The following is a 24,100-nucleotide window of genomic DNA, read 5'->3' on the forward strand; positions in this document are numbered from 1 at the left end:
ACATCATGAGCAACTACCTCCCCATCATCGGCATCACCATGGGCGACGCCACGGGTGTCGGACCGGAAATCATCGTCAAGAGCCTGACCCACGACATCGTCTACCAACAATGCCGGCCGCTGGTGATCGGCGATGCCCGCCGTCTGGAGCAGGCCAATGTCATCGTCGGCGGCAGCGCCAAAGTGCGCCGCATCGAGGACGCCTCCCAGGCGCGGTACGAGGCCGGCACCATTGACTGCATCGACCTCGACCTGATCCCCGACGACTTGCCGTTCGGCGAGTTGTCGCCCATCGCGGGTGACGCCGCCTATCAATACATCGCCCGTGCTGTGCAACTTGCCGAGGCCAACCAGATTGATGCGATTTGCACCGCGCCGCTGAACAAGGAAGCGCTGCACGCCGGTGGCCACAAGTACCCCGGCCATACCGAAATGCTCGCGCACCTGACCAATGTCGATGAAGTGTCCATGATGCTGGTGGCGCCGCAGCTGCGGGTGATTCACGTCACGACCCACATCGGCATCATCGACGCGATCCGCAAGATCGAGCCGGGCCTGGTTCAGCGCACCATCGAGCGCGGCAACGCGACGCTGATCAAGGCGGGCATCGCCAAACCGCGAATTGGTGTGTGCGGGATCAATCCCCATGCCGGCGAAAACGGTTTGTTTGGTTATGGCGAAGAAGAAGAAAAAATCATTCCTGCGGTGAAGCTGTTGCAGGAGCGCGGCCTCGATGTAACGGGCCCGCTGCCGGCGGACACACTGTTCTTCCGCGCCGGACGCGGCGACTTCGATCTGGTCGTGGCGATGTATCACGACCAGGGGCACGGCCCGGTCAAAGTGCTGGGACTTGAAGCCGGTGTGAACGTGACGGTCGGCCTGGACGTAATCCGCACCTCGGTCGACCACGGCACCGCCTTCGATATTGCCGGCAAGGGCATCGCCGATGAACGCAGCCTGCTCGAAGCATTGCGCCAGGGTGCGGAGCTTGCCACGCGACGGGGATGAGTCGCACGGGCGCTGTCGTGTAAGATCGACCACCGTCCACAGTACGAGCCCCGCCATGAAAGCATCCGAACGCCACCGCGCCATCCTCGATCTCGTGCGTATTGGCGATGCCAACGTCGAGCAATTGAGCGCGGCGCTCGGGGTCTCGGAAGCGACGGTGCGGCGCGACCTGACCATGCTCGCGAAACAGCGGCACCTGGTGCGCACCTACGGCGGCGCCACTGCCGTGGTCGGCGTTCATGAGCCTGAAGCTTCGCTTGAAGAGCGCAAGACGTCTCAGTGGGAGCAGAAAGACGCCATCGCCCAAGCTGCGGCGGCCCACGTTCAGGACGGCGATACCGTACTGCTCGACGGCGGCACCACCTGCGCCGCACTGGCCCATCACCTGTGCTCGCGACAAGATGTGCATGTGGTCACCAACAACTTGCTGGCCGTGATGACCCTGGCTAACGCGCCGGGTGTACGCCTGACTTTGATCGGCGGCGACCTGCGCGGTTCGAGCATGAGCACGTTGGGGCCGTTGGCGGAGCTGACGTTGAGCCGCTTGAGTGTCGACAAAGCCTTCCTCGGTGCTGACGGCGTGGTTGCCGAGTTCGGTTTGTGTGAAGCGAGCGCGCAGCAGGCGTATTTGAAGGAATGCATCATCAAGCGGGCGGCGCAGATTGTGGTGCTCGCCGATACCGACAAGCTTGGGCGCGCGCGGCAACAGCACTGGACGCCGATTGAGCGGGAGTGGCGGTTGATTACCGGGGCTACGGCCGATGAAGCGGCACTGGCGCCGTTTTATGCGATCAAGCAAATCACCGTGGAAACCGTGACTGTCGCTTGATTGCCTTCCTTAGTGGCGAGCGAGCTTGCTCTCGCTGGGTTGCGTAGCGGCCCCAACAATCCTGAAAACAAACGCCAATTTTTTACGTGCGTTATGCGCTCAAGGCAGAGCAAACTCCCTCGCGATGACGCTCATGTCGCAAAAAACCAATTTCGGCGACACGTGTCGCCAACATGTCGTCCGCGACGACATGTTCCCAAGACGTGTCGCAAAAAGTGAAAAATTGCGACACGTTATGGCCTCATGTCTACACTGGCGACATGAGAAAGCCTCTCTCTGCTCAAAAAACATACAAGATGATCAGGATCGCATTCATGACCGAACCGTTGCTGCCATGGCAGGCTGACAGGCCATACAACCAACTGCCGCTGCTACCACCAGGAATCGAGCTGGAAACACGTGCAGTCCTCAAAAAATGTATTGAGGCACGTACCGCGTTGGCCGAGTTGAAACAGGCCGCAGAGTTGATTCCAAATCAGACGGTCCTGATCAATACAATTCCGTTGCTGGAAGCAAAAGACAGTTCGGAAATAGAAAGCATCGTCACCACCACGGACTTATTGTTCCAGCATGCTCAAGACACTGAAAACCATGCGGATCTGGCGACCAAGGAAGCGTTACGTTATCGAACAGCACTGAATCAAGGCTTTCAATCCCTGACGGAGCGGCCGCTGTCCACCAACACTGCTGTGGAAATTTGCCGCACACTAAAAGGCGTGAAGTTGGACATCCGCCGCACGCCAGGCACACAGCTCGCGAATGACCGTACCGGCGAAGTCATCTACACCCCGCCCGAGGGTGAAGAACACTTGCGTAACCTCCTCGCCAACTGGGAACGCTTTCTGCACAACGAAACCGATCTCGATCCCCTCGTTCGTATGGCCGTCGGGCATTATCAATTTGAGGCAATCCATCCATTTATCGATGGTAACGGGCGCACCGGACGGGTCATAAATACTTTGTTTTTGATTCAGGAAGGCCTGTTGAACCTGCCTATCCTCTACCTCAGCCGCTATATCATTGCCTACCGAGCCGATTACTACCGACACTTACTGGAAGTCACGACTAAACAGGCTTGGGAACCATGGTTGTTGTTCATGCTAAGCGCTGTAGAAGAAACCGCTCGCTGGACGACGGCCAAGATTGCGGCCATTCGTGCATTGTCCGAACACACCACTCAGTTTGTTCGTGAACAACTGCCGAAGACCTATACGCATGAACTGGTCGATGTCATTTTTGAGCAGCCTTACTGTCGTATCAGCAACGTCGTCGAAAAGAAAATTGCTCAGCGCCAGGCTGCGTCTCGTCACCTGAAAGAGCTGGTGATGATTGGAGTTTTGGAAGAGGTTCAGGTGGGGAAGGAGAAGCTTTTTATTCATCCGAAACTGATGCAATTACTCATTCGCGACAGCAACGAATTCGAGCATTACGCAGGCTAATGTGTGTGAGTCGAAACGCAAAAAGCCCCGATTGATCGGGGTTTTTTTACGCGTGCGGCTTGGGTCTACGTGACGACGTCACTGGTTACGATTGTTACCCGGTGCATCGAGCACCTTCGCTACGTCATCAATGATCGCCTTACTCATATCCTGCAAAAAATGCGACGCCCAGGCATGCCGGTCGGTGTCACGAACCATGGCGGCGTCAGATGCGAGAAGTTTGGCGATGTGGAGCAGATCGGAGGCGTGGGAGAGGGCCTGGATGACCGGAACGCCGGCGTTGATGCGGAACAGTGGTTGGTTGCCGTGGTAGGAGAAAGGGGTGAGGCCGATGGTTTTCAGGTCTTGGGGGTTGGTCATTGGGCACCTCCGGTTTTTGGGCGGTGGTGGGCGCGGAGCGGGGGAGACGTAGCGCAAATTTCGAACGGAACGATAGCGGGCATCAGCAAAAACTCCTGAATCAAAGTTAGAGCTACCACGTTCGTTATCAGGCGAATGGGTGGCAGCTATGCGCGGGCTGATAAACCGGAGATACAGGAACCCGGCAGACCCGAAGGTCTCCCACGCACAGCCGCCATTACACGGAAATGCAGGCACAAAAAAACGCCGACAATCGTGATTTGGGGCGCTTGTGCGCCTGTATCTTACTCGGGTTATCAGGCCCGGTCGCTGAATTGGCAGCGACGGTCTGAAGGTAGCTTGAGGGGGAAAGATGCGCAATCGTGGCTAGGTGGTGGCGTGGGTGTGCATATTTCGGGGGGGCGGGCGGTTTCAGCAGGACTTGCTGAGTTAAGCGCGTCAAATGAAATCCAGCGAAGCAGCTCGCGTGACAGAGGTTTCGGCTGCTAGCTGCTGCCAAAACGCGAGCCTGGCGTCAGCTCGAGAGCTTTACAGACTAAGGAATGAGGGCCGTGGCAACCGACAAGTGCAGCACAGAAACCGCGTATTTTAAATAAGCATCCTGAGCTGTTGCGTGGCTTACGAACGAACTCAAACAATAAAACAGAGTAAAAATTTTTGTGGCGAGTGATGCAAGCATAAAAGTAGGCGTACTTTTCTAATTTAATGCGACAAAAAGAGCATTTGCAGCTGAGTAAAATTTTTATAGGGTACTGGGTTTACATTCAAGATTCGTGTTCTATATTTGATGGAAGTACGCTAGGCGTAGTGCTGCGGTAGAAGTGATTTCAGCGCGAATATTAAGGGATGATATGGCAGCTAAGAAAAGTAGCTCATCAAAGAATGCAGCTCTGAAACTTGGGGTGTTCGATTCGGATCTTGAATCCGAGGAACGCTCATTTCTAACACCTTACCCCTATCCAGACTTGGTGTTTGGGCTTGTGGGGCCTATCGGTGTTAGCTTGGATCCGGTGATAGCCGTTCTAAAAAGCAAACTTCGGACACTTGATTATGGGTCGAGTGTTATTAGGTTAAGTGAATGTATTGAAGATTTTTTTGGTTCCAATCATAAAAAAGAACCGGAGCATAAAAGAATAAAAGCATTGATGGATGAGGGCACTAAGCTTCGAGTTGAAGGTGAGCGAGGAGATGCCGTCGCTTCATTAGCAATTGCAGCAATTGCAAACGCCAGAGCTACTGATAAAAAGAAGAAGAGCGCACACCGTGCGTTCATTTTGAGATCGTTAAAACATCCTCATGAAGTAGAAACGTTACGGACCGTTTATGGTAAAGGCTTCTTTTTGATCTCGGTTTATTCTCCACGAGATGTCCGAGTTTCTGCTCTTTCCGAAAGAATAACTAAGTCTCAGTTTGGCAATGGAAGTAACGCGCGGGCAAAAGCAGAAAAACTGGTGGAAAGGGACGAGGTTGAAGAAAACACTTCGTTGGGGCAGGACGTGAAAGATGCTTTTCCTATGGCAGACTTATTTATTGATGGGCGTGATAGAGCCTCTCTAGATAGTCAGGTAAGTAGGTTTCTTGAACTCCTGTTTGGTAACGTATTTTTGACTCCTACTCGTGACGAGCATGGAATGTATCATGCTCGCTCGGCGGCACTTCGATCCGCTGATCTGAACCGGCAGGTGGGAGCTGCGATACTCCACCCGGAAGGAGACTTGATAGCTGTTGGATGCAATGACGTTCCAAAAGCCGGCGGCGACCTATATTGGCCTGGTGATAAAGGTGACGCAAGGGACTTTCTTCGCGGAATTGACTCGATGGCTGAGGAGAGAGTTCAAGTATTGGGCGAGCTTTTAGAAAGGTTAAAAGAAGGTGGTTTGTTAAGGGCTAAAAATAAGAAACTTGACTTTGATAATTTAGTTCATGAACTTATTTCAGGGGATAAAAAATTTGTTTTAAAAGGCAGTCGTGTTATGAATCTGTTGGAGTTTGGGCGTAGTGTTCATGCAGAAATGGCTGGATTAATGACTGCTGCTCGTTTAGGAGTATCAGTGCAGGGTGGTACCTTGTATTGCACAACTTTTCCTTGCCATATGTGCGCTAGGCATATAGTCGCCAGTGGCATCAAGCGAGTCGTATATATCGAACCATATCCGAAAAGCAAAGCTAAACAACTTCATCAAGACGCAATCGTTGTGGATCCCGTTACACCATCAAACAGTCATGTGAGTTTTGAGCCGTTTGAGGGCGTTGCCCCACGACAATATCAGGATATTTTTGACGCTAGAGATACCAGGAAGGATGTGCATGGAAAGGCTTTTGATTGGCAAGGAAGCGCAAGGCCTAGATTTCTTCGATTTGCTACCGTCTATCGGGAGATTGAAACAGCAATTACGGCAATCGAGATCCCCCGGCTTGCCAAAAAGCTAAAAGTTAAACTATCCTAGTCGTTAGTAACCCCCTGAGTAGAGAGATCATGAAAAAGTCAAGCAGTCTAGCGGAACAAGTCTTGAAAGCACAGAAAGCCTTGGATAGTTGGCCTGACTCTATCAAATCCAGTATGCGACTGGAGGGATCGGATATTTTTCTTAAAGCTTCTTCTGATTCGCGCTTTTTTGATACGCAAGAATTAAAGCGCAAGACAAAGTAAAATGAATATAAGTTATTGATTTTTAACGATTTGTTGTTTGCATTTTCAACAGTGCCAACAGATTGTAAAAATGGCTTCACATTAATGTGAGGCCATTTTTTATTTGGGATGCACGCAATCTGCAAAAAACGTATTTCGATCGAATGCCAGATGATAGTGCGACCCCTAGTTATCAAGAAATATTTCAAAAAGTCGCGAAAAGAATTGTCCTAAGCACGAAAACACAGCTACTAAACAATCCTCATTTAGTCGACATCCTCTTATATTGGTTACACCGCGTAACTAATGATGTTCCCGCCCCCACCTTTATCCCCTCCAGCTAACTCCATACATTGAACTCCAACGCCTACCCATTCATTCCGAAGGGAAGGTCACTTGGAGATTCCTCATGCCTTTCGTAAGCGTACGCATCACCCGCGATGGCGTTACCTCTGAGCAGAAAGCTCAGGTGATCGCCGAAATCACTGAAACCCTGGAACGCGTCCTCAACAAGGATCCGCACCTGACCCACATCGTGATCGAAGAAGTCGACACCGATAACTGGGGCTACGCCGGCATCACCACCACCCAGTACCGCAAGCAGCTGGCTGAGACGGAGGGGCAGTCATGACCACGACCGTCTCCATCGATTTCATCTCCGACGTGGTGTGCCCGTGGTGTGCCTTGGGTGCGACGGCGCTAGAGCAGGCGATCGAGAACGTGGCCGGTGAAATTTCGGTGGAGCTGACCTACAAGCCCTTCGAGTTGAACCCGGACATGCCGGCAGTCGGCGAAAAAGCGGTCGAGCATTTGATGCGCAAATATGGACGCACTGCCGAAGACGTCGCCGCTGGCAAAGCGATGCAGATCGAACGTGGCGCGGCCCTGGGTTTCAAGTTCGATCTGGAGAAGCGCACTCACTTCTACAACACGTTTGATGCGCATCGGTTGCTGTTGTGGGCGTTGCAGGAAGGGCGGCAAGTAGCTCTCAAGAAGATCCTGTTGCGCGCTTACTTCACCGACGGCCAGAACCCGAGCGATCGCGAGACGCTGGTGGGTCTGGCTGCTGAAGCGGGACTGGATGCAGCGGCTGCTCAAGAGGTGTTGGCGTCCGGCGCATTTGCCAAAGAAGTGCGTGAGCTTGAATCGTTCTACCGCCAGCACGGCATCAACTCGGTTCCGGCCATGGTGCTGAACGGTCGTCACCTGGTGTCCGGTTCGCAGTCGGTCGAGTACTACGAACAGATGTTGAGACAAATGGCCAAGGCCCCAGCCGAAGCCTGATTACTTACTTTTTCAAACCATTCTTAATTTGTAGAGGTTCATCATGAGCAATTCGAAAAAAGTCATCGTTATCACCGGCGCATCCCAAGGTCTCGGCGCAGGCATGGTCAAAGCCTTCCGCGAACTGGATTACAAAGTTGTCGCCACTTCGCGTTCGATCAAACCATCCACCGACCCGGACATCCTCACCGTGGCAGGCGACATCGGCGACCCAGCGGTCGCCCAACAAGTGATCCGTGAAGCCATCGCACGTTTTGGCCGCATCGATACTCTGGTCAACAACGCCGGTATTTTCGTTGCCAAGCCGTTCACCGCTTACACCCCCGAAGATTACGCCGCGGTACTGTCGGTGAACCTGAATGGTTTCTTCTACATCACCCAACTCGCGATCACCGAGATGGAAAAACAGGGCAGCGGCCACGTCGTTAATATCACCACCAGCCTGGTGGACCACGCCATCGACGGTGTGCCGTCGGTACTGGCATCGCTGACCAAAGGTGGCCTCAACGCGGCGACCAAATCCCTGGCCATCGAATACGCCAAGCGCGGGATTCGGGTGAATGCGGTCAGCCCCGGCATCATCAAGACTCCGATGCACGGCGAAGAAACCCACGAAGCACTGGGGAATTTGCACCCGGTCGGGCACATGGGGGAGATCAGCGACATTTCTCAGGCGGTCGTATATTTGGACAGCGCCAACTTTGTCACTGGCGAAATCCTGCACGTTGATGGTGGGCAGAGCGCCGGTCACTAAGACCAGAATTTACAAACCCCGGAAACAACAAAGCCCTCGTATTGCTACGAGGGCTTTGTTTTGTATCTGGGGCTCCACTTATTCGGATTTACTAGCCGTTCGGGCTCCGAACAGAAAACCGAGAATCGTAGTGGTGACGCCAAACAGCCAGCTTCGAGCGGAGATGATTTCGGCATTCTGGTCTACCGCGAAACTCAGGCCTCCCATGACAAAACACATCAGGAGTAGCAACCCAGCGATGTTGGTGGGGGCGGAGCAGCTTGATCCCCATAACTTGCCTAGCAGGCCCAGACTCTGCTGATTGTGCAGGAGCTTGTACTGCTCGCCGGCTTCAGTAAAAAATCTGACTTCTTCGTTGCCGCTACCGAGTCGTTGCTGAGGAGAAACGGCTTCTGCCTTTGGATCAATTATCAGTTCGTCGATGCTCTGCGCTTGTGGGATTTGCCTGGCATCAACATTCAAGCTGGGCGACCGGTTGTTGGGTTTTAGCAACGGCTGCGCCGAACCAGTTGATGATTTGCTCGAACGGTATGTCCTGGCCGCGAACACCCGGGCATTTGCTCCAGGTCGTATCCCATGGAGTACCCGATGCGTGGGTCATCTCTGATAAAGCGACACCCGTGTACCGGCCGTAGCTAATCCAGACTTTGGTGAGAAATTTGCGAATGTCAGGATCTCCCGGAGGTGTCACTGCTGCCGGGCTGCCCAAACCTTCGTACTCCACCGCTTTCCCCTTGATCACGCCCGAGCCGAAACGTTTGAATTCGTAATACAGCGACGGAATGACCGGACCGTATTGCCACGCCTCAATCGCTTCGTCGATCAAAGGTTTCTTGGTGTAACCGGAGTACCAGCCATGCGCGTAGTAAACCAGCTTTTGAAGTTTCATCGGACTGATCGACTCTCCGCTGGCTGCTGCCAGTTCGAGAAAGTAATTAGCGATTGATTTAGGGCTGAACACGTTGAAATCCCCCAGACGCTGATGCACCTGTCGTCTCTTCCTGAGATTGCACTAACACCTTGGCTCAGGCGGGAAAACGTCGCGCCGAACCTTGAGGCCACCTAATGGGTTTGCAGTGAAGCCTCTGCAGACTGTGTCTATAAACAGTGTGCTCGCGAGGTCCAGGACGAAGCATAGACAGCTTTTGGGAATCGCTGGCTATAAAAGCATTTCAAGAATTTTACGCAGGGTTTTTTACGAAGGGCAGAAACAGCAAAGCCCTCGTATTTCTACGAGGGCTTTGTTTTGTATGGGCACCAGGAGTCGAATTGGATATTAATCTATTGATTTATAGGGATTATTTTTTCTGTAATGTAATTTCTATCTCTACTGATACCCTTGTGATGCAAAATGCCGATGCAGGTACGTAGGGCAATAGTAAAGATATTTTGGATATTTGGGCATGTCAGACTGTAAGTCTAAAACTCTCGGGTTGATAATTAACTGTGTCTAGCAAGTGTTGCAGGCTTATATGGTTATAGTTTACGATTGATGGCAGAAATTGATTTTGGTGATCAGTTGATACTTTATTTTTAATGGATTAAAAGGATGTTGAAAACAGTTGTGTGTTTTCTCGGTCGTCTGAGAATTATCTCTAGTTTTATTTGGCTGGTATGGCTACTTATTTTAAATTTCAGTGCTGCAGCAAGTGATATGCAGGTTTTAAGTTTGCAACAACCTGCGCTGAAGTTTGATCGAGCAATCATCGGCTATCATGATCCTAGTTCTATGGTTGTGGACGATGATTTTACGTATGGATTGGAAGAAATCACCCCAATCCTACGGCCAAATCCTACGGGGTATATTGATCAAAAGGAGACGGATATCCATTCGGATTCTTGGTGGTCTAGTTTGAGTCCAGTAGATTTTTTGATATGGGTGCCTCTGATTGCCTTAATTGTTACTAACTTCGTGTCAATTTATAACCTCAGAGAAGCATCCAAGGCAGCCATAAAGAAAGAACTTGCAGTTGATTCGTATAAGCATATTAAAAATCAGCTATCCGAATTCTATGACCCGCTAAATGCGTTGGTTAGTACTAATTATGATATGTTTCAGTCGCTAGGGCCTAAAACATTTCCCGAAGATTTTTATAAAGGGGGAGAGGCTGCTGAGCTTTGGGATGATATAGTCAATGAAGTCATTTTGCCTAATAATGAATCGATAGTAGAAATTATAAAAACAAAATCTTATCTAATTGACCCATCGGATGATCTTGATAACTATTTTTATTATGTAAAGCATGCTCAGTCTTATATGCTTTTTAGAAAACAGGCCAACAGCCTGCATGGAAAGTTTCCCTACCCGAACGAATTACTTGGTAACATAGTTAAAGTGCGCAGTTTGGTAATAAGTAAACTTAAGAGCAAGGAAAAGGAGCTCAGTGCATAATGGGTGTTCAATGGTTGAAGGCACAGATTGAGAATCACGATAGGATTATATCAACCTCGTTTCCGGGAGGAAGGTGTCTAAAAATCGAATATAGGTTGGAAAGTGGTGGTTCGGCCGAGGAGATTGTTTATATTCCCGACGGGCAAGAGTATTTGATCGGGGATGATGTCATTGACCGAGTTGCCGGCCTCGGGGTTACATTAATCGTGCCTTCACATTTCAGCAAGGTTACTGGTGCGGCTAAAATGTACGGTCGAACGAGGAATATTAGAGTTTTAGATAATATGAAGCAGTTTTTTGCAATTCTACACGCCGGAGACTCCTATTAAACGTAGTGATGTGTATAGGCTTTGGTTGCGAGACAAATATCAGTCAGACGTGAAGGCCATTAAGTTGGCCTTTATCTTTGGTAGTGTTGCTCGACACGACGGAGTTTATGGCGACTGTGATTTAATGATCTGTAGTTATGAAGGCCCCGGTACCCGTGCGTGGGCTAGCTTGAGGGGCTGCAATGATATAAATAAAGAGAAGTTTGAGTCGTTGTTTGGTATTAAACTCTCGGTATTGCTGCTGACTCAGCAGGAGTATGAAGAAGATATTGATATTTTAAATAGAATAAAAATAGCGCCTAGGGTTAATGTGTACTAATTTTGTCTGCCCTTATTGAAAGTTGGATTTATTTATTCCTCAGGGCATCTTGGGAATAAGTAAATCAGCTTGATTTCTGTCGTCCAAAAAAACATCCAGAGATCGGAGAAAAAAAAACGGGGACAGACCACGATTAATTTGGCGTCTGCATATTCATTTAAGCTAGGAATCGTGGTCTGTCCTCGAATTACGAGTCGTTTCTGGTGCGGAAATTGTGCCGGCTGAAAAATGATCCGTGGAGTTAGCTATGGCCTGGCCGTTGGCCCCCGCGGGGTCCGAATGTTAGCGTTGACGAGTCAACGCTAACGCCCATCACTTTTTTGCTGCAATCGTGGGCCGATAAAGCTAAAGAAGGTAGTCAAAATAAGGCAACACGTGTTCTGCAAGGACATTCCGTGTATCGGTGATTGCGGTGCCGAGTGGTGTCAGTACTGCTCTGGTACGCTTCTCGCGTGTATTGCCATCTTCAAAAATTTTGCAAGTTCACGCTCGATAACGTCCTTATTTAGGGAGGGTAGTCCAAAATCAGTACGGTCGGTCCCGTGTTTCCCGGGACGCTGATCGTAATAGCTTACATATTCTACTTTCTGAGAGGTGATCATTCCGTTGATTGAGAACACTACTTGGGCACTTCTATTTGTTCCAAAAACCGCCCCTTTCTCTGGGATCAAACGTAAGGAAACATAAATAGTTTCCTCTCTACTGCGAATTTCCTCTACCTCAGCCGGGAAGCCATATTTTTTTGCATCTGCGACAAACTCCGCGAAGATCGGTTCTACAACACTCGATACCGTTGCGTTGAACTTTTCTACGAAATCATTTTGTGCTGCTTGCTTGAGCGCCTGCGCATCTGCAATGCGCGCTTCCATCTCTGCTTTTTTCTTATCGTGCTCTTGGATTACGCTATCGAAAATTGACAAAGCTACATCTCCATTAAGTGTTTTTTACCCTATGTCAATGCTGGCCCAATGACCTCAATCAGGTCAATCTAAATCGATCTGTGGTGGTCAAGTGCACCTCACCTGAGGTTCGCGATGGATACGAATTTTCACCTAGTACTTTGAATTTCCAGGATTTTCCTAAGCGACGAATGAGAAGATTCACTGTCAGCAGATAGTAATAGCGCGTTGACTTGGAGCGATGATTCACATGGTGATTTAAAAACCAGTCGAGATGCTTTTGCTGCCAGGTCCATGGGTTATCTCGGTGCCAGCGTTTAGAAATCGCTACTTGGATGGCCTTTGATTGGCGTAGGTGACGATTGCGTGTGGCGTAAGAACCGGTCAGAACCCCTAGGAGAAAAAGCTCCATGTTGAATGGCTTATTCATCCTTGACCACCGATGTACGCCGATACTACGCCGATACGACCGTGCCCCAATTCATAGCTGATTTGTGAGCGTGCCTCTCGATCAAGCCCTGGATCAAGTTGGCTACACCTGCCGTCGTTGATGGGCGCTAAATGATTGGTAATCTGCTCGTAGCGTTCGCATGCATAGGCTGCGCGCAGTTCGTGGAAGCCTTTTAGGTTCTGGGTGTGAAGAACATCTCGTGCTGGGCGTACGGCACCTCGCTGGAAATCCATATAGCTTTCGTTCGGCGCAAGCAGGTTTCGGCTGCCATCGGGTGAGACCTTTTCGGCATGCCTGAGAGCTTCATGGATATTCTCATCCACCTTGATCCAACGAGGAGCTGACACACCCGAACGGCCACCTTTGGTCCCATTCTGGATGTTGATCTTGCCGTAGTGTTCGGCCTCACGCTTCAGGCGTGGAATGTCGGCCAAAATGGCCTCGCGCAAGCGCATCCCAGTGGCGCGTGCCAACAGTGCAATGGCCGCCGCGCGCGCGAGTTGGTGTTCGCAAAGCGCATCGACGATTCGCTTTATTTGCTCGCGATCCTGACCTTGGGAAACTGCTGTGCGAGTGTGGGAGCGTTGCATTCCCAATGCTTTGCTTGGACTTGGCACTTTCACATATTGATCACCGCGCAGCGCGGCCATGGTCCGGTTCACACTGGATAATCGGTTTTGCGCGGTCGCGATGGCCAACTCACCATCTTCAACTTGCTGGCGCAGATGTCCGGCGTAGTCCAGCAAGGTCTGCCGATCAATCTGCCGCGCATCGTTAAACCCTGGCCCATCCTCCGACCGGCACCAGCGTACAAACGCCTGCCAACGATCACTGTGCGCCTTGACCGTCCCGTAATGTCCGCCGCCAAATAGATCGCGCAACGCCTGTGGCCCGGCATAACTCAATTGCCGGCCATAGCCGAAATTGCGCCCATCTCGCCTACCGACCAATGCCATGACCGAACTCCTCTCGAAGCCAAACCGTTAAAACCTTCCCCACGTCATCCCGCCACGAATGTTGAGTGTTATCAGGGATCAAGGCCCCTGCGACCTGTGAGGGTTGTCCACTAACGCGGGACTGGCGGCTCTTTTCGACCGGGAGCTTGGGCCTCTCATGATCTGGCCTCCTGAGCACTTCCGAGGAAGTGGGCGGGTGGAGGCTGCGCTGGCTGACGAGACCAACGCCGCGAGATCCTGAGCCGGGTGAAGGCAGTAATGCGATGACCGGGGTATGCCTGACTGTCAGTCAGGTGCAGTCCATTCCATAGGCTGCGGCACCATCATCTGCATCGCTGTTGCTGGTGACTTAGGTGTTTGTCACGCCGATTGTCACGAGGGGAAATGCCGCAATGCCTTGTACGAGGTGAGCTGCAGCAGTGGTAGGAGCGCCCGTCTCTTTCCGGGAGAAAGAGACGGGCGCAGGTTGGCGCAATGAAATGGCCAAGCGGATAGGTTGCTGCAGGGCAGCTATGAAAGAGGGAAGTTGCCGCAGTGGGCACACTGGTAAGAGTAGGCATCCATCACATCGCTGTGACCGTGCGAGCCGCCGGACGCTAATCGCACTTTGGGAGAACCACCACTGTGTGGCGTAGCCTTAAAGGTTCTGGCTACCTGGGTTGCTGTCAAAGACAGCGCTTTGCCCGATCTTTTCTACGCCTGTGGATAATTTGGGTCAAGGCTCGAACTTTCGGGAATTCTGCGGCTGTGGATGAAATTATTCACCCGTGGAAATCAGTGGTTTTCCACAGACAGCTGCGTGGGCTTTTAGATTTTTTAAGTGAGCTTCATGCAAGCAGGGAGGCTCCGTGGTCCGACAATAGAATCACCGCAATATGCGAGCATAGCCCTGTTCGATATGCGTCATATATTGCTTTTAAATGATGTGCGTTAGGGGGGCGAGATTTGGTCTAGCTCAATTTAGGTGTTTTTAATGAGCAGGGTCTACACATGCTAGTCGACCCTGCTACAAGAGAACATACTTTAATCTGCACTTTATTATATAAGGGGACTGCTTTCAGAGGGGGCTGTTTTTTGAACTGATGGTTTAAGTATGTAGTCGTCAAAAAAGTATATATTCAGATCCTTGCCTTTGCATGCACTTTCCAGTTCGCTTTTTTCCATGCTCGTGGCGAAAATAACCTGGCCACCATAAGACTTGCTTTTTAACGCTGTATCGATCAATGAAATAAAGCTATTTTTACTTGCTTCGTGCTGTCGCGGTTCGTCAAATACCACAAAACCACCATGGTTTATCTCTTTCTCCGTTCCTGCGAGTTCTAAAAGTCCGAGAGTATAAGCCCAAATAACACGGATATAATCACTCGCAGAAGTTTCTGCTACAATATCATATCCCTCTTGCTCTGGTCGCAAAGTTTGATCCGACACAGATATGGAATTTATTGCCGCGTGATCGAATTGGAATGACTCAAGGTTGCGTCGTATTATCTGTTCTAATTTTGTTATGGTCGCGTACTTATTAGTTTCAGAGCTGTTTTTTCTTGCCAGCCTCAATGAGTCAGAAGCCGTACGCCACGCGGATTGAATTCGTTCAATTTGCTCATTAAGATTTTTTTCTGAATCTTGGAGCTTTTCCACTTCCTTAAGTTGTATTTCTGCTTGTATTTTTTCTCTTAGGATTGCTTTTGTTGCGGCATTTATATCCTCAAAGTCGGCTCTTAAATTATTTAGCTTATCTTGCTCGACGCCTAGTCGTGCTTGGATTAGCTTAGAGCTAGCTTGGAATTGTTGGATTTCTCCGGCGGTCTTTAATTTGATAGAACTGAAGAAGTCTATTTGATTTTTGAGGAATTCAATATTTTCCTCGAGCGTCATAGGCGCTCTTTGGGTTGAGTTAGAACCTAAGGTGTCGTACATGTTGCTGTCACAAATTGGACATTTGGAAATGTCTAGCTCATCATTGATGACACTTCCCACAGATTTAAGTCGTCGCAACTGTTGGTATTGGTTTAAATCATGTTTCAAAGTTGACGTTTTTTTATCCGTCTCCGATAGAGATAGTAGTGAATTCTCTATTTTTCTTGCTGTATTTTCCGACTCTCTCTGAAGGGTGCGGATTATACTCGCTTGCGATTCAATCTTCTCATTACTTGGTTGGTTTTCAGAAATGCCGTTGCTCAGTTTTTCGATTAGTTTTTTGAGCGAGGATCGCTGGTTGTTTAGGCTTATGTATATGTCATTCTCTAAGTAGGAGAAGTTCACGTACGCCTTTTCCTTTGTTTTTTCTATGTCGGGGATTATATTGATTCTGACACTGTTGAAGTCGGCGATACTTTCGGCGGTAGATCTTATTTTTTCCCACTCTTTTTCCGCGGAATCTACTTTGGCTTTGAGCATGAAGATCTTTTTCTCTTGCTCAAAACTGTTGAATCCTAGGCAGAATTCGGCTGCGTTTTTCTTAACATTTCTGATGTTGTAATGGGTAGGTATGTTTGCTTGTATTTCTGACCATCCGCGTTTTTGTTCGATGAAAAATAGAGGAAATATACATTCTAGATATAGTTTTGTTTCTTTGCCATCGAAAGTAACTACCTCAGGGAGCGTCCAACCAATGAATTTTGCAAGCCAGTGATGAAAACCTAGTTCGCTTTTTGCAGAGCCAACTTCTCCAGCTGCACCTAGAAAATAATCTTGCGTTGATATCAATGAGCTAACCGTGATTTTTTGGCTGTTTCCTTCGATTTCTCTTAGTAGGGTTGCCTCATCTCCGCGACTATTGACTATCTTTAATTGCACATTGGAGCTTTGTACTAAATATGGTGTCTCGTCGGTTTTGCTTTTGTAAATGACTTCATAGAGGGACTTGGGGAACGGTCTTTTACGACTTGGGCCGAGAATTGCCTCAAGCCCGAGTCCAAATGCAATGGCGTTAATACAGGTTGATTTGCCGGAGGAGTTATTTGCACGTATTATATTCAAGCCGTCATTAAAAAATAGCTTTGCAGAGAAAGGGCCGCTTGAAGTATTGACGGAGATTTCTAGTTCTTTGATTTTTAGACCAAGCATTATATTAGTCCCCCTGTGAGGCTTTTAACTTTAGCGTCAGTGAGTTTTTTTCCAAAGTTATCTAAAAAATCTATTTCTTCTTGCATCACTGCGCTTTCAAGAATGGTTCTATAGATATCTTGACCAGCATCTGTAATGTGGACTCTACCATCGGATAATGTAACCAATGCTTTTGCCACACAAATCTCGATTGCTTTGTATGTCGCTGTATCCACTGATATTAGGGGTATATCAAGGGTTCGATCTTTTAAATAGTCTTCATATTCTGGCCATCTATTTTTTCTAATAAGCATCCAGATCAATATGTTAAGTTTTTTGGAATCTAAGTATTTCTTTTCGTTGGATACCCGCTCAATACTGATAATAATCAGCGAGATCCTCCAGAGTGGCCGCATCTCTATAGGTATAGGGTATGGCTTATCACTTATTATCGGAGTTATCTGACGTTCATTTTTCATTATTTAAAGTCCATGTAGCACTCTGCAATCCATTTGGAAAGATAGCCAAAGGTTAATGATTGAACGTTAGTGTCGGACATGAATTTCGAGTGCTTTGAAAAGGCTTCTTTATTATTTTCAACAATACTTTTTACAAAGTCAGAATCTAGCTTCGATAGGAATATGGAATTCTCTTTTATGCTTTCTAACTGCGCTCTTGCACTATCTTCGATTGTCGCATGAAGGTTCGGGTGATCATCACGAAGCTGTTCAAGAAATTTATCAATCTGAATATATTTTGAAACGACAATGTTTTGGAAATCTTCACTCCGTTCACCCATTAATTTGGTGGATTTTCTTGCGATATTTGAAGAGAACTGCGCATTACTTGATATCCAAGTATTTCGTAAGCTTTCATCAACAGTTAATAATGGAATGTTGATTGCTGCATTGTAAACGCCTTGAGCATAAAGCTTACCATCGGGATAGCTCTCTGCTGTCTCTATTTTTACTTTGAATGTGGAGTTTTCTATATAGGAAATGTCTTCAAGTATTACTTCTTTTTTCTTTTTGTTACAGTATGAAATTAAGTCTTTAGACTTGAATTCAGGGGTTAGTAGTACCCATTGATTTATTTTGATGTCGTCAATTAGTTTTAATATTTCTTTTTCGTTTTCTTTGAGTTTTTTAAGATCGTCGTTTATTTTCTTTTGTATTCTTTTTTTATATATTCCCATTTCAATACCGCTGTCTGGGTAGTAGCACTGAAATATTGTCCCATCAATCGTGTAAAACTCTAAGCCTAAATCTCCGCCATCTTGATCGGGGACAGTGTAGAAATTTTTTGCACCGAAATGCTGTCTAAGCATTACTTCGCAAAAACTTTCCCATTCCTTTGGCGAGAGATTTTCAATAAAGCCGCTCATTTCAACGTTCCCAGATATGAATCACTATTTTTTTGGAATTTGTTTTATTTTGATATCGGCTTTGGTTAGAACTTACAACTGTAAGCATCTTTAGATTTTGTAGAGGTGGCCACTTAAAGATTTGGACGGTTTTGTGATAAATATTTATAGGTATAACGGCTTTACGCTTGGCCCAGGTATTAGCCAGAGAGCAGACATGTGCGTATAGGTTAAGCCTAATGAGTTTTTTGGAGGCTACGCGATTTTTCAGCTCTAATCGAAGGCAACAGCAATGGGGATTGGCGTTGAGAGGGCCAGCTAGACTCGTTGCGCGGATTTTCATTGAACTCCTTCTCAACTTCGCTGACGATTGAAGTTTACTGCTCCTTTGACGGCTTTCCATTAAAGGTCTGGGCCTTGCCAGTCCTTTCTTCGATGGATGCCCACCAAAATGTGCATTTTGGTCGAGATTGCTGCTTGCCATGGGCGAGGTTCGCCCTCTCAACGCAGTGTGCCACAATTTTGCCATCAGCTTTACAGGAGCGTCTATGGGCCGCAACGCAAACACCTCTTTCAACCGGGTTGTTGCGGTTCGACTGTTTCAGTCCACAATTTGGGATTTTCGGTTTGTGGTTCCTAGTGCATCAGTCGAACTGAGCCTTCAGCGGAAGTGATTGTTCGTTTTCGCCTAGAGTTGGGGACAATGTGTAACCCCCTTGATTCCGGCGCGTCTGAAGTTGTGGGTTAAATTATCCACCTGTGGAAATCAGTGGTTTTCCACAGACCGTTGGGTGGGCTTTAGATTTTTTAAGTGAGGTCCATCCAAACAGGGCGGCTTTGCAGCCCTGTTTGGATGGACCCGCGTGGACAAGCGGATCACTGAGATATGAAGACCGAGCGCTTACTCAGTTGCACCACGTTTTGCTTTTAAGCGAGTGACGTTCGGTCCGGTCTGGTTCGCGAATTCGTGTGGAGTGACATGCTCCTGCCGGTTGGCCTCCAAGTACCGGCTCCACCAGTTCATGATCAGTCTGCGCTCCTCGATGAACTCGGCCTTGTGGATGTAAGCGGCGCGGACGTTGTTGCGTTCCTTGTGGCTCATCTGCCTTTCGATCGCGGTCTCGGACCACAGTCCTGATTCAATCAGTGCACTACAGGCCATTGAGCGAAAGCCATGACCGCAGAGTTCGGTTTTGGTGTCATAGCCCATTTTTCTGAGTGCGCTGTTCACCGTGTTTTCAGACATGGGTTTCCAGGGCTTGGCATCGCCTGCAAACACCAGGTCGAATTCGCCGGTGAGGACGTGGATCTGTTCAAGCAGAGTCACGGCTTGCGGCGATAAGGGTACAAGGTGGATGTCCCCGGCCATCTTTGTACCCCTTGTGGAAAAGGGCACTCCGTCCAATGCCGGACGAGTGTCCGGTATCTCCCAGGTGCCGCGCTTGAGGTCGAACTCGCCCCAGCGGGCGAAGCGCAGTTCGCTGGAGCGTACGAACACATGCAGCGAGAGCATGACCGTCAGCCGGGTAAGTGCGCGGCCTCTGTAGGTGTCGATACGCTCCTGCAATTCAGGCAGACGCGATAAGGGTAAAGCAGGGCGGTGAATCACCCTCGGAGCTTTGATCAAACCTTCAAGGTCGGAGGCAGGGTTTGCCGCGATCTGTCGAGCTCGTTTCGCCTCGCGCATGATGCTTTGCAGGTAGTTTTGTACCCTTAAAGCGACGTCAATCGTGCCGCGTTTCTGGATCGCTTCCAGAGGTTGCATCAGGTCATGGGTGTCCAGATCGACAATAGAGCGAGCGCCGATCAGCGGGAAGACATGGGTTTTGAGACGGCTCAGGACGGTCTTGGCATGGCCCGGAGCCCATTTGGCAGACATCGCTTTGTGCCAGTCCAGTGCGGCGCTTTCAAAGGTTCGGCCTTTGATTGCGGCCTGCGTCTTGGCTTGGTGTTTGGTCTCTATGGGGTCGATGCCTTTCGCCAGCATCCGCTTGACCTCCAGGCGCTTGTTGCGCGCATCGGCGAGGCCGACCACGGGATAGCTGCCGAACGAGGTCAGTCCTTCGCGTCCATCAGGTTTGACATACCTGAGACGCCAGCCTTTACGGCCATTGGGTTGGACTAGAAGGTAGAGGCCGTCGCCGTCGAAAAGCTTGTAGGCGCGGTCGGTGGGCTTGGCTGAGCGGCAAGCCGAATCGGAGAGTGGAGCAGTGGTGCGCGACATAAGGGTACTCCCCCTTTATCGAATTACCTTACCCCTAACATTACCCCTAAAACGGCTGGAATCCACCAGATTTTGACGTAACCCGACAGAACCCCAAAACGAAAAAACCCGCCAGAAGGCGGGTTTTTCGGGGGTTCCAGAGATTTTGAAAGCCTTCTCTGGAACCTTGTATGGTGCCGGCACCAGGAGTCGAACCCGGGACCTACTGATTACAAGTCAGTTGCTCTACCAACTGAGCTATACCGGCGTGTTAGGGCGACGATTATAGCGATTGGGTTGGTTCTGTAAACCCCTGAATTCAGACTATTTTTGCGCAGGCCTCTGTCGGGGTTTTCTTGCAGGCCTTGCGGTCATCGAGCGTTGTAAAATGTGGCCCCCTCAGGGATGTCTTTGTTGACGAACGACATGGCCCCGATCGTGACGTTATCCCCGATAGACAGGGTGTCCGCGATGATGCTGCTGTTGGCGCCCACACTGACATTGTCACCAATGACGAGGTCGTACTCGGCCAGCCCCAGGGTTTTAATGCCAATCGTCGTGTTTTGGCGAATGAAAAAATTCTGTCCGATTATGACGCTGCCCGTGATGACTACGCCCGGCAAGTGGCCGATGCGAAAGCCTGGCCCTATTTGGGCGTCAATACTGATGTCGACCCCATATTTCAGATTGAGCTTTCTCTCCAGGCGCTTGGCATACCAGCGCGCGAAACTGTTGCCGGAATAAAAGTACTGGGCCAGCCGGTACATGAACAAATACCGGAGTGTGTTGTTTTTCCGGGTTCGCTTGAGGATGTTGCTGATAAGTCCGATACGGCTGCCACGCTTTTTCTTGTTCGATACTTCCGACTGCCAATGCAATATCAAGGTGTCGAGATTCAAAACGTGGCCCCCGGTGCATCAAATAGCTCTGAGAAGCGGCCGATTGTAGCGGGTGGTCTACGCGATGAATACGACGCGTATTTTCCGCTTGTAACGTCCCGTTTTAGGCGGTTATGTCGTTTTGATTGAATGCTTATGCACAACGGCCTGTTCGAGGCACGTCTTTATGGCCGTAATTGTGGATCCGTTCTCATTTGATCGCAAATGACTGTTTTTCGGGTTTTTTATTCATGTGTACGAAAATTGAACAGTAGTGTTTCAGGCCCGAAACAGGCGTGGATATTGGATCCACTAAATTTCATCAACAGAGTTATCCACAGGCTGCGACTATTTAAGGCAGCTCCGCCAACAGCAGGAAATTACGCGGTGTGAGCGGGGTTTCGCAGAATATTCCGAGGCGAACGACGTAGCCGTGCTCGACGAGGAAAAGTGCTCGATCGAGTACCAGCCAAAGTTCCAATGGGCGTCGGAAAAGTCCGCGCAGCAGCTCCAGGTTGCGTACTTCCGCTAGACGCTGCCAACCGGCAGCTTCGAGTACCGGCCAATCCTGCGGGCCGATTGTGGATAACTCCTTCAAAGCGGCCAAATGATGGCAGTAATCGGCGAAGGATTTATCCAGCCAGGCGCTGGGCAAGGAAGGCGTGGGCAGGTATTCGTCAACGCCGCGCAGTTGCCGTTGCAGCAGGTCGAAGGCCAGGCGCCGAGCCATGGAGGTGTCACGCTGACGTCGGACACGAGCACCGGCGGTGACGGTTTCGCTCATCGGTAGCGCAAGATCATCGAGGGACAGCTGTAGGTCGGAACGCCGGGCAGCGGAGGATATCGGCTGATACGCACTCAGACTGATCCGGTTGTAGCAGCACGGTGCGATGGCCAGTTGTTTGCACCCCGCCGCGCTCGCGAGTTGAATCAGTCGCACATGCAGATCACCACAGGCGTGCAGTGCTACCGGCGTGTGGTCAGCGTTCAATAAGGAGCCGGGGCCCAGAGCGAGTACATCTTGCTCGATGTGCAGCGCATGCAATTGATGACGTTGGCTGAGGGCCTGGCCGCTGGCGACCAGTGCCGGGTCATATTCCAGGCAGGTCAGCTGTTGCCCCGATTGCAGCAGGCGTCGCCCCAAATGTCCCTTGCCCGAGCACCAGTCCAGCCAATGCTTCGGGGCGTCAGAAAAATCCAACCGACTGGAAAACGCCTCAATCTGCTGCCACTTGCGCCCTGGCACATCGACATTCAACCGATGACCTGCTGCTCCGAGTGCATGAGTCGGCAATTCACCTACCGCGCTCAGCTCAAGGGACAACGTCGCCAATGAAGCAAACGGCTCCGGCGCATCCAGCAAACCAGGTTGGTTATGACTGTTTTCCGCGTCCTCCAGCGACCGTCTGCGTAGCCATTCCGCCAACTCCGGGTAGGACGCTTCCCAAGGAAGCTGCAAATGGGTAAACGGTCGAGGCTTCCACAGCGCCTGATGCTTTGTCAGAAAAGCATCCAGCGCCGTGAAACGGGCGAGTAGGGCCTCGCCCGTCAGCACGTGGGAATCAACGCCCTTGGCAGGCATCGACGCGCAGCCAGCGCTCCAGCAGCTTGAAGCCGCGTACCAGCACGTAAGCCATCAGCAAATAGAACATGCCCGCCGCGAAGAAGATTTCTACCGGCAGGTAGGTCCGGGCGATGATGGTCCGAGCCATGCCGGTTAGTTCCAACAAGGTCACGGTGCTCGCCAGGGCACTGGCCTTGAGCATCAGGATCACTTCGTTGCTGTAGGCCGGCAGGCCGATGCGCGCAGCGCGGGGCAGGATGATGTAGAACAACGCTTTGGCCCGGGACATGCCCAGCGCCCGTGCCGCTTCGATCTCGCCCGGTGGAATCGCCTGGATCGCGCCGCGCAGGATCTCGGCGATGTAAGCCGCGGTGTGCAGGGTCATGGTCGCGGTGGCGCACCAGAACGGATTGCGCAGGTATGGCCACATCGAGCTGTTACGGACCGCATCGAACTGCGCCAGGCCGTAGTAAACCAGGAACAGTTGAACCAGCAACGGCGTGCCACGGAAAAAGAAGATGTAGCCGTAGGGCAATGCCCGCACGTACCAGAGTCGCGACGAGCGCGCGATGCCCAGCGGAATTGCCAGCAGCAATCCGGCGATCACGGCGATGGCCACCAGTTCCAGGGTCAGCGTCGCGCCTTGAGCCAGTTTCGGCAGCCACTTGATGATGACTTCCCAGTTCATTGGGTGCTCCTCGCAAAGCCGCGAGCGGCGCGTCGTTCCATAAAGTGCATACCGGTCATGGCCAGAATCGTCAGGCCCAGGTACATGAATGCAGCCACCATATAGAAGGTGAACGGCTGTTTGGACACGGTCACGCCGATTTGCGCGTGACGCATGATTTCTTCCAGGCCGATCACCGACACCAGCGCGGTGTCTTTCATCAGGATCATGAACAGGTTGCCCAGGCCGGGCAGGGCGATGCGCCACATCTGCGGCATGATCAGGCGGGTGAAGATGCGAAACTTCGACAGGCCCAGGGCCACACCGGCTTCACGGTGACCTTTGGGGATCGCCAGAATCGCACCACGAAACACTTCCGTGGCGTAGGCGCCGAAGCACAGGCCCAGCGCAATCACGCCAGCGGCGAAGGCATTGAGTTCGAGATCGGGGTTGCCGAAAAACTCGCCCAGGGCGCGCATCAGGTTGACCGTACCGAAGTAGATCAACAGCACCCAGAGCAATTCCGGGATGCCACGCACCAGGGTTGAGTAAGTGCCGCCAAGCCATTGCAACGGCTTGTACGGGGAGGTCTTGGCCAAGGCGCCGAGTAGACCGAGCACCAGCCCCACGCACAAGGCCGAGAGTGCCAGTTTCACAGTCATCAGCGCGCCAGCGGCGAGCGCCGGGCCGAATCCGTAGAGATCGATAGTCATGGATTTCTTTTCAAATCGC

The 24,100-nt window shown here is 50.5% G+C and carries 23 protein-coding genes and 1 tRNA gene; 9 read left to right on the top strand and 15 right to left on the bottom strand.

What is annotated here, in order from left to right:
• The first annotated feature begins 5 nt into the window (after positions 1-5).
• From pdxA to fic, 3 genes are all read left to right on the top strand, one after another.
• Entirely contained in the window at positions 6-1,007 is a 1,002-nt protein-coding gene (pdxA, locus tag ACA055_RS01305) for a 4-hydroxythreonine-4-phosphate dehydrogenase PdxA (RefSeq protein ID WP_497682027.1), read from the top strand.
• A 55-nt stretch (positions 1,008-1,062) separates the two neighbouring features.
• Entirely contained in the window at positions 1,063-1,836 is a 774-nt protein-coding gene (locus ACA055_RS01310) for a DeoR/GlpR family DNA-binding transcription regulator (RefSeq protein ID WP_497682028.1), read from the top strand.
• A 314-nt stretch (positions 1,837-2,150) separates the two neighbouring features.
• Positions 2,151-3,275 (top strand): protein adenylyltransferase Fic, encoded by a 1,125-nt coding sequence (gene fic / locus ACA055_RS01315; protein ID WP_497682029.1) that lies wholly within the window; start codon positions 2,151-2,153, stop codon positions 3,273-3,275.
• A 78-nt stretch (positions 3,276-3,353) separates the two neighbouring features.
• Here fic and ACA055_RS01320 read toward each other — a convergent pair whose 3' ends face one another.
• On the bottom strand, positions 3,354-3,635 hold the full coding sequence (locus tag ACA055_RS01320) for a DUF3077 domain-containing protein (RefSeq protein ID WP_140894119.1): 282 nt from the start codon (positions 3,633-3,635) through the stop codon (positions 3,354-3,356).
• An 851-nt stretch (positions 3,636-4,486) separates the two neighbouring features.
• Between ACA055_RS01320 and ACA055_RS01325 the strand changes: the two genes are divergently transcribed.
• The 4 genes from ACA055_RS01325 to ACA055_RS01340 all read left to right on the top strand — a co-directional run bounded on the left by ACA055_RS01325 (position 4,487) and on the right by ACA055_RS01340 (position 8,302).
• Positions 4,487-6,082, top strand: a complete 1,596-nt coding sequence (locus tag ACA055_RS01325) for an anti-phage dCTP deaminase (RefSeq protein ID WP_497682030.1) — start codon at positions 4,487-4,489, stop codon at positions 6,080-6,082.
• 591 nt (positions 6,083-6,673) lie between these two features.
• A complete protein-coding gene (locus ACA055_RS01330) occupies positions 6,674-6,895 on the top strand; it encodes a tautomerase family protein (RefSeq protein WP_497682031.1) in 222 nt (73 codons plus the stop codon).
• Complete coding sequence (locus ACA055_RS01335) at positions 6,892-7,548, top strand: DsbA family oxidoreductase (RefSeq protein WP_497682032.1); 657 nt, start codon at positions 6,892-6,894, stop codon at positions 7,546-7,548. Before ACA055_RS01330 ends, ACA055_RS01335 begins: the two co-directional genes overlap by 4 nt.
• 43 nt (positions 7,549-7,591) lie before the next feature.
• Complete coding sequence (locus tag ACA055_RS01340; protein WP_497682033.1) at positions 7,592-8,302, top strand: SDR family NAD(P)-dependent oxidoreductase; 711 nt, start codon at positions 7,592-7,594, stop codon at positions 8,300-8,302.
• Between the two features lie 78 nt (positions 8,303-8,380).
• Here ACA055_RS01340 and ACA055_RS01345 read toward each other — a convergent pair whose 3' ends face one another.
• On the bottom strand, positions 8,381-8,764 hold the full coding sequence (locus tag ACA055_RS01345) for a hypothetical protein (RefSeq protein ID WP_497682034.1): 384 nt from the start codon (positions 8,762-8,764) through the stop codon (positions 8,381-8,383).
• Positions 8,754-9,290, bottom strand: coding sequence for a Panacea domain-containing protein (locus ACA055_RS01350; protein ID WP_497682035.1), 537 nt, complete (start codon positions 9,288-9,290; stop codon positions 8,754-8,756). The genes ACA055_RS01345 and ACA055_RS01350 overlap by 11 nt, the downstream gene beginning before the upstream one ends.
• 561 nt (positions 9,291-9,851) lie before the next feature.
• Between ACA055_RS01350 and ACA055_RS01355 the strand changes: the two genes are divergently transcribed.
• Positions 9,852-10,694 (top strand): hypothetical protein, encoded by an 843-nt coding sequence (locus ACA055_RS01355; protein ID WP_497682036.1) that lies wholly within the window; start codon positions 9,852-9,854, stop codon positions 10,692-10,694.
• Complete coding sequence (locus ACA055_RS01360; protein ID WP_024778026.1) at positions 10,694-11,023, top strand: hypothetical protein; 330 nt, start codon at positions 10,694-10,696, stop codon at positions 11,021-11,023. Before ACA055_RS01355 ends, ACA055_RS01360 begins: the two co-directional genes overlap by 1 nt.
• 744 nt (positions 11,024-11,767) lie before the next feature.
• Here the strand turns inward: ACA055_RS01360 and ACA055_RS01365 are convergent.
• The 12 genes from ACA055_RS01365 to ACA055_RS01420 all read right to left on the bottom strand — a co-directional run bounded on the left by ACA055_RS01365 (position 11,768) and on the right by ACA055_RS01420 (position 24,081).
• Entirely contained in the window at positions 11,768-12,262 is a 495-nt protein-coding gene (locus ACA055_RS01365; protein ID WP_024778028.1) for a hypothetical protein, read from the bottom strand.
• Positions 12,263-12,320: 58 nt separating this feature from the next.
• A complete protein-coding gene (locus ACA055_RS01370; protein WP_462003583.1) occupies positions 12,321-12,671 on the bottom strand; it encodes a hypothetical protein in 351 nt (116 codons plus the stop codon).
• On the bottom strand, positions 12,668-13,648 hold the full coding sequence (locus tag ACA055_RS01375) for an integrase domain-containing protein (protein ID WP_497682037.1): 981 nt from the start codon (positions 13,646-13,648) through the stop codon (positions 12,668-12,670). Before ACA055_RS01375 ends, ACA055_RS01370 begins: the two co-directional genes overlap by 4 nt.
• Before the next feature lie 1,038 nt (positions 13,649-14,686).
• Positions 14,687-16,714, bottom strand: coding sequence for a coiled-coil domain-containing protein (locus ACA055_RS01380; protein WP_497682038.1), 2,028 nt, complete (start codon positions 16,712-16,714; stop codon positions 14,687-14,689).
• Positions 16,714-17,172, bottom strand: coding sequence for a hypothetical protein (locus ACA055_RS01385; RefSeq protein ID WP_223543279.1), 459 nt, complete (start codon positions 17,170-17,172; stop codon positions 16,714-16,716). The genes ACA055_RS01380 and ACA055_RS01385 overlap by 1 nt, the downstream gene beginning before the upstream one ends.
• The gene (locus tag ACA055_RS01390) at positions 17,172-18,077 is read right to left on the bottom strand and encodes a hypothetical protein (RefSeq protein ID WP_223543280.1); all 906 of its coding nucleotides are present in this window, start codon (positions 18,075-18,077) and stop codon (positions 17,172-17,174) included. The genes ACA055_RS01385 and ACA055_RS01390 overlap by 1 nt, the downstream gene beginning before the upstream one ends.
• Before the next feature lie 880 nt (positions 18,078-18,957).
• The gene (locus ACA055_RS01395; RefSeq protein WP_497682039.1) at positions 18,958-20,280 is read right to left on the bottom strand and encodes a tyrosine-type recombinase/integrase; all 1,323 of its coding nucleotides are present in this window, start codon (positions 20,278-20,280) and stop codon (positions 18,958-18,960) included.
• A gap of 171 nt (positions 20,281-20,451) precedes the next feature.
• Positions 20,452-20,527, bottom strand: a tRNA-Thr gene (locus tag ACA055_RS01400).
• A 103-nt stretch (positions 20,528-20,630) separates the two neighbouring features.
• The gene (locus ACA055_RS01405) at positions 20,631-21,158 is read right to left on the bottom strand and encodes a serine acetyltransferase (protein WP_497682040.1); all 528 of its coding nucleotides are present in this window, start codon (positions 21,156-21,158) and stop codon (positions 20,631-20,633) included.
• A 331-nt stretch (positions 21,159-21,489) separates the two neighbouring features.
• A complete protein-coding gene (locus ACA055_RS01410) occupies positions 21,490-22,719 on the bottom strand; it encodes a methyltransferase (RefSeq protein ID WP_497682041.1) in 1,230 nt (409 codons plus the stop codon).
• Positions 22,700-23,389 (bottom strand): ABC transporter permease, encoded by a 690-nt coding sequence (locus ACA055_RS01415; RefSeq protein ID WP_497682042.1) that lies wholly within the window; start codon positions 23,387-23,389, stop codon positions 22,700-22,702. The genes ACA055_RS01410 and ACA055_RS01415 overlap by 20 nt, the downstream gene beginning before the upstream one ends.
• Positions 23,386-24,081 (bottom strand): ABC transporter permease, encoded by a 696-nt coding sequence (locus ACA055_RS01420; protein WP_128873806.1) that lies wholly within the window; start codon positions 24,079-24,081, stop codon positions 23,386-23,388. Before ACA055_RS01420 ends, ACA055_RS01415 begins: the two co-directional genes overlap by 4 nt.
• Between the last annotated feature and the right edge of the window lie 19 nt (positions 24,082-24,100).

Source organism: Pseudomonas sp. LBUM1657, from assembly GCF_059716075.1.

Coding starts and splice junctions, on each gene's coding strand:
- pdxA (WP_497682027.1), top strand. CDS start 6: ATGAGCAACTACCTCCCCATCATCGGCATCACCATGGGCGACGCCACG.
- ACA055_RS01310 (WP_497682028.1), top strand. CDS start 1,063: ATGAAAGCATCCGAACGCCACCGCGCCATCCTCGATCTCGTGCGTATT.
- fic (WP_497682029.1), top strand. CDS start 2,151: ATGACCGAACCGTTGCTGCCATGGCAGGCTGACAGGCCATACAACCAA.
- ACA055_RS01320 (WP_140894119.1), bottom strand. CDS start 3,635: ATGACCAACCCCCAAGACCTGAAAACCATCGGCCTCACCCCTTTCTCC.
- ACA055_RS01325 (WP_497682030.1), top strand. CDS start 4,487: ATGGCAGCTAAGAAAAGTAGCTCATCAAAGAATGCAGCTCTGAAACTT.
- ACA055_RS01330 (WP_497682031.1), top strand. CDS start 6,674: ATGCCTTTCGTAAGCGTACGCATCACCCGCGATGGCGTTACCTCTGAG.
- ACA055_RS01335 (WP_497682032.1), top strand. CDS start 6,892: ATGACCACGACCGTCTCCATCGATTTCATCTCCGACGTGGTGTGCCCG.
- ACA055_RS01340 (WP_497682033.1), top strand. CDS start 7,592: ATGAGCAATTCGAAAAAAGTCATCGTTATCACCGGCGCATCCCAAGGT.
- ACA055_RS01355 (WP_497682036.1), top strand. CDS start 9,852: ATGTTGAAAACAGTTGTGTGTTTTCTCGGTCGTCTGAGAATTATCTCT.
- ACA055_RS01360 (WP_024778026.1), top strand. CDS start 10,694: ATGGGTGTTCAATGGTTGAAGGCACAGATTGAGAATCACGATAGGATT.
- ACA055_RS01370 (WP_462003583.1), bottom strand. CDS start 12,671: ATGAATAAGCCATTCAACATGGAGCTTTTTCTCCTAGGGGTTCTGACC.
- ACA055_RS01375 (WP_497682037.1), bottom strand. CDS start 13,648: ATGGCATTGGTCGGTAGGCGAGATGGGCGCAATTTCGGCTATGGCCGG.
- ACA055_RS01380 (WP_497682038.1), bottom strand. CDS start 16,714: ATGCTTGGTCTAAAAATCAAAGAACTAGAAATCTCCGTCAATACTTCA.
- ACA055_RS01385 (WP_223543279.1), bottom strand. CDS start 17,172: ATGAAAAATGAACGTCAGATAACTCCGATAATAAGTGATAAGCCATAC.
- ACA055_RS01390 (WP_223543280.1), bottom strand. CDS start 18,077: ATGAGCGGCTTTATTGAAAATCTCTCGCCAAAGGAATGGGAAAGTTTT.
- ACA055_RS01395 (WP_497682039.1), bottom strand. CDS start 20,280: ATGTCGCGCACCACTGCTCCACTCTCCGATTCGGCTTGCCGCTCAGCC.
- ACA055_RS01410 (WP_497682041.1), bottom strand. CDS start 22,719: ATGCCTGCCAAGGGCGTTGATTCCCACGTGCTGACGGGCGAGGCCCTA.
- ACA055_RS01415 (WP_497682042.1), bottom strand. CDS start 23,389: ATGAACTGGGAAGTCATCATCAAGTGGCTGCCGAAACTGGCTCAAGGC.
- ACA055_RS01420 (WP_128873806.1), bottom strand. CDS start 24,081: ATGACTATCGATCTCTACGGATTCGGCCCGGCGCTCGCCGCTGGCGCG.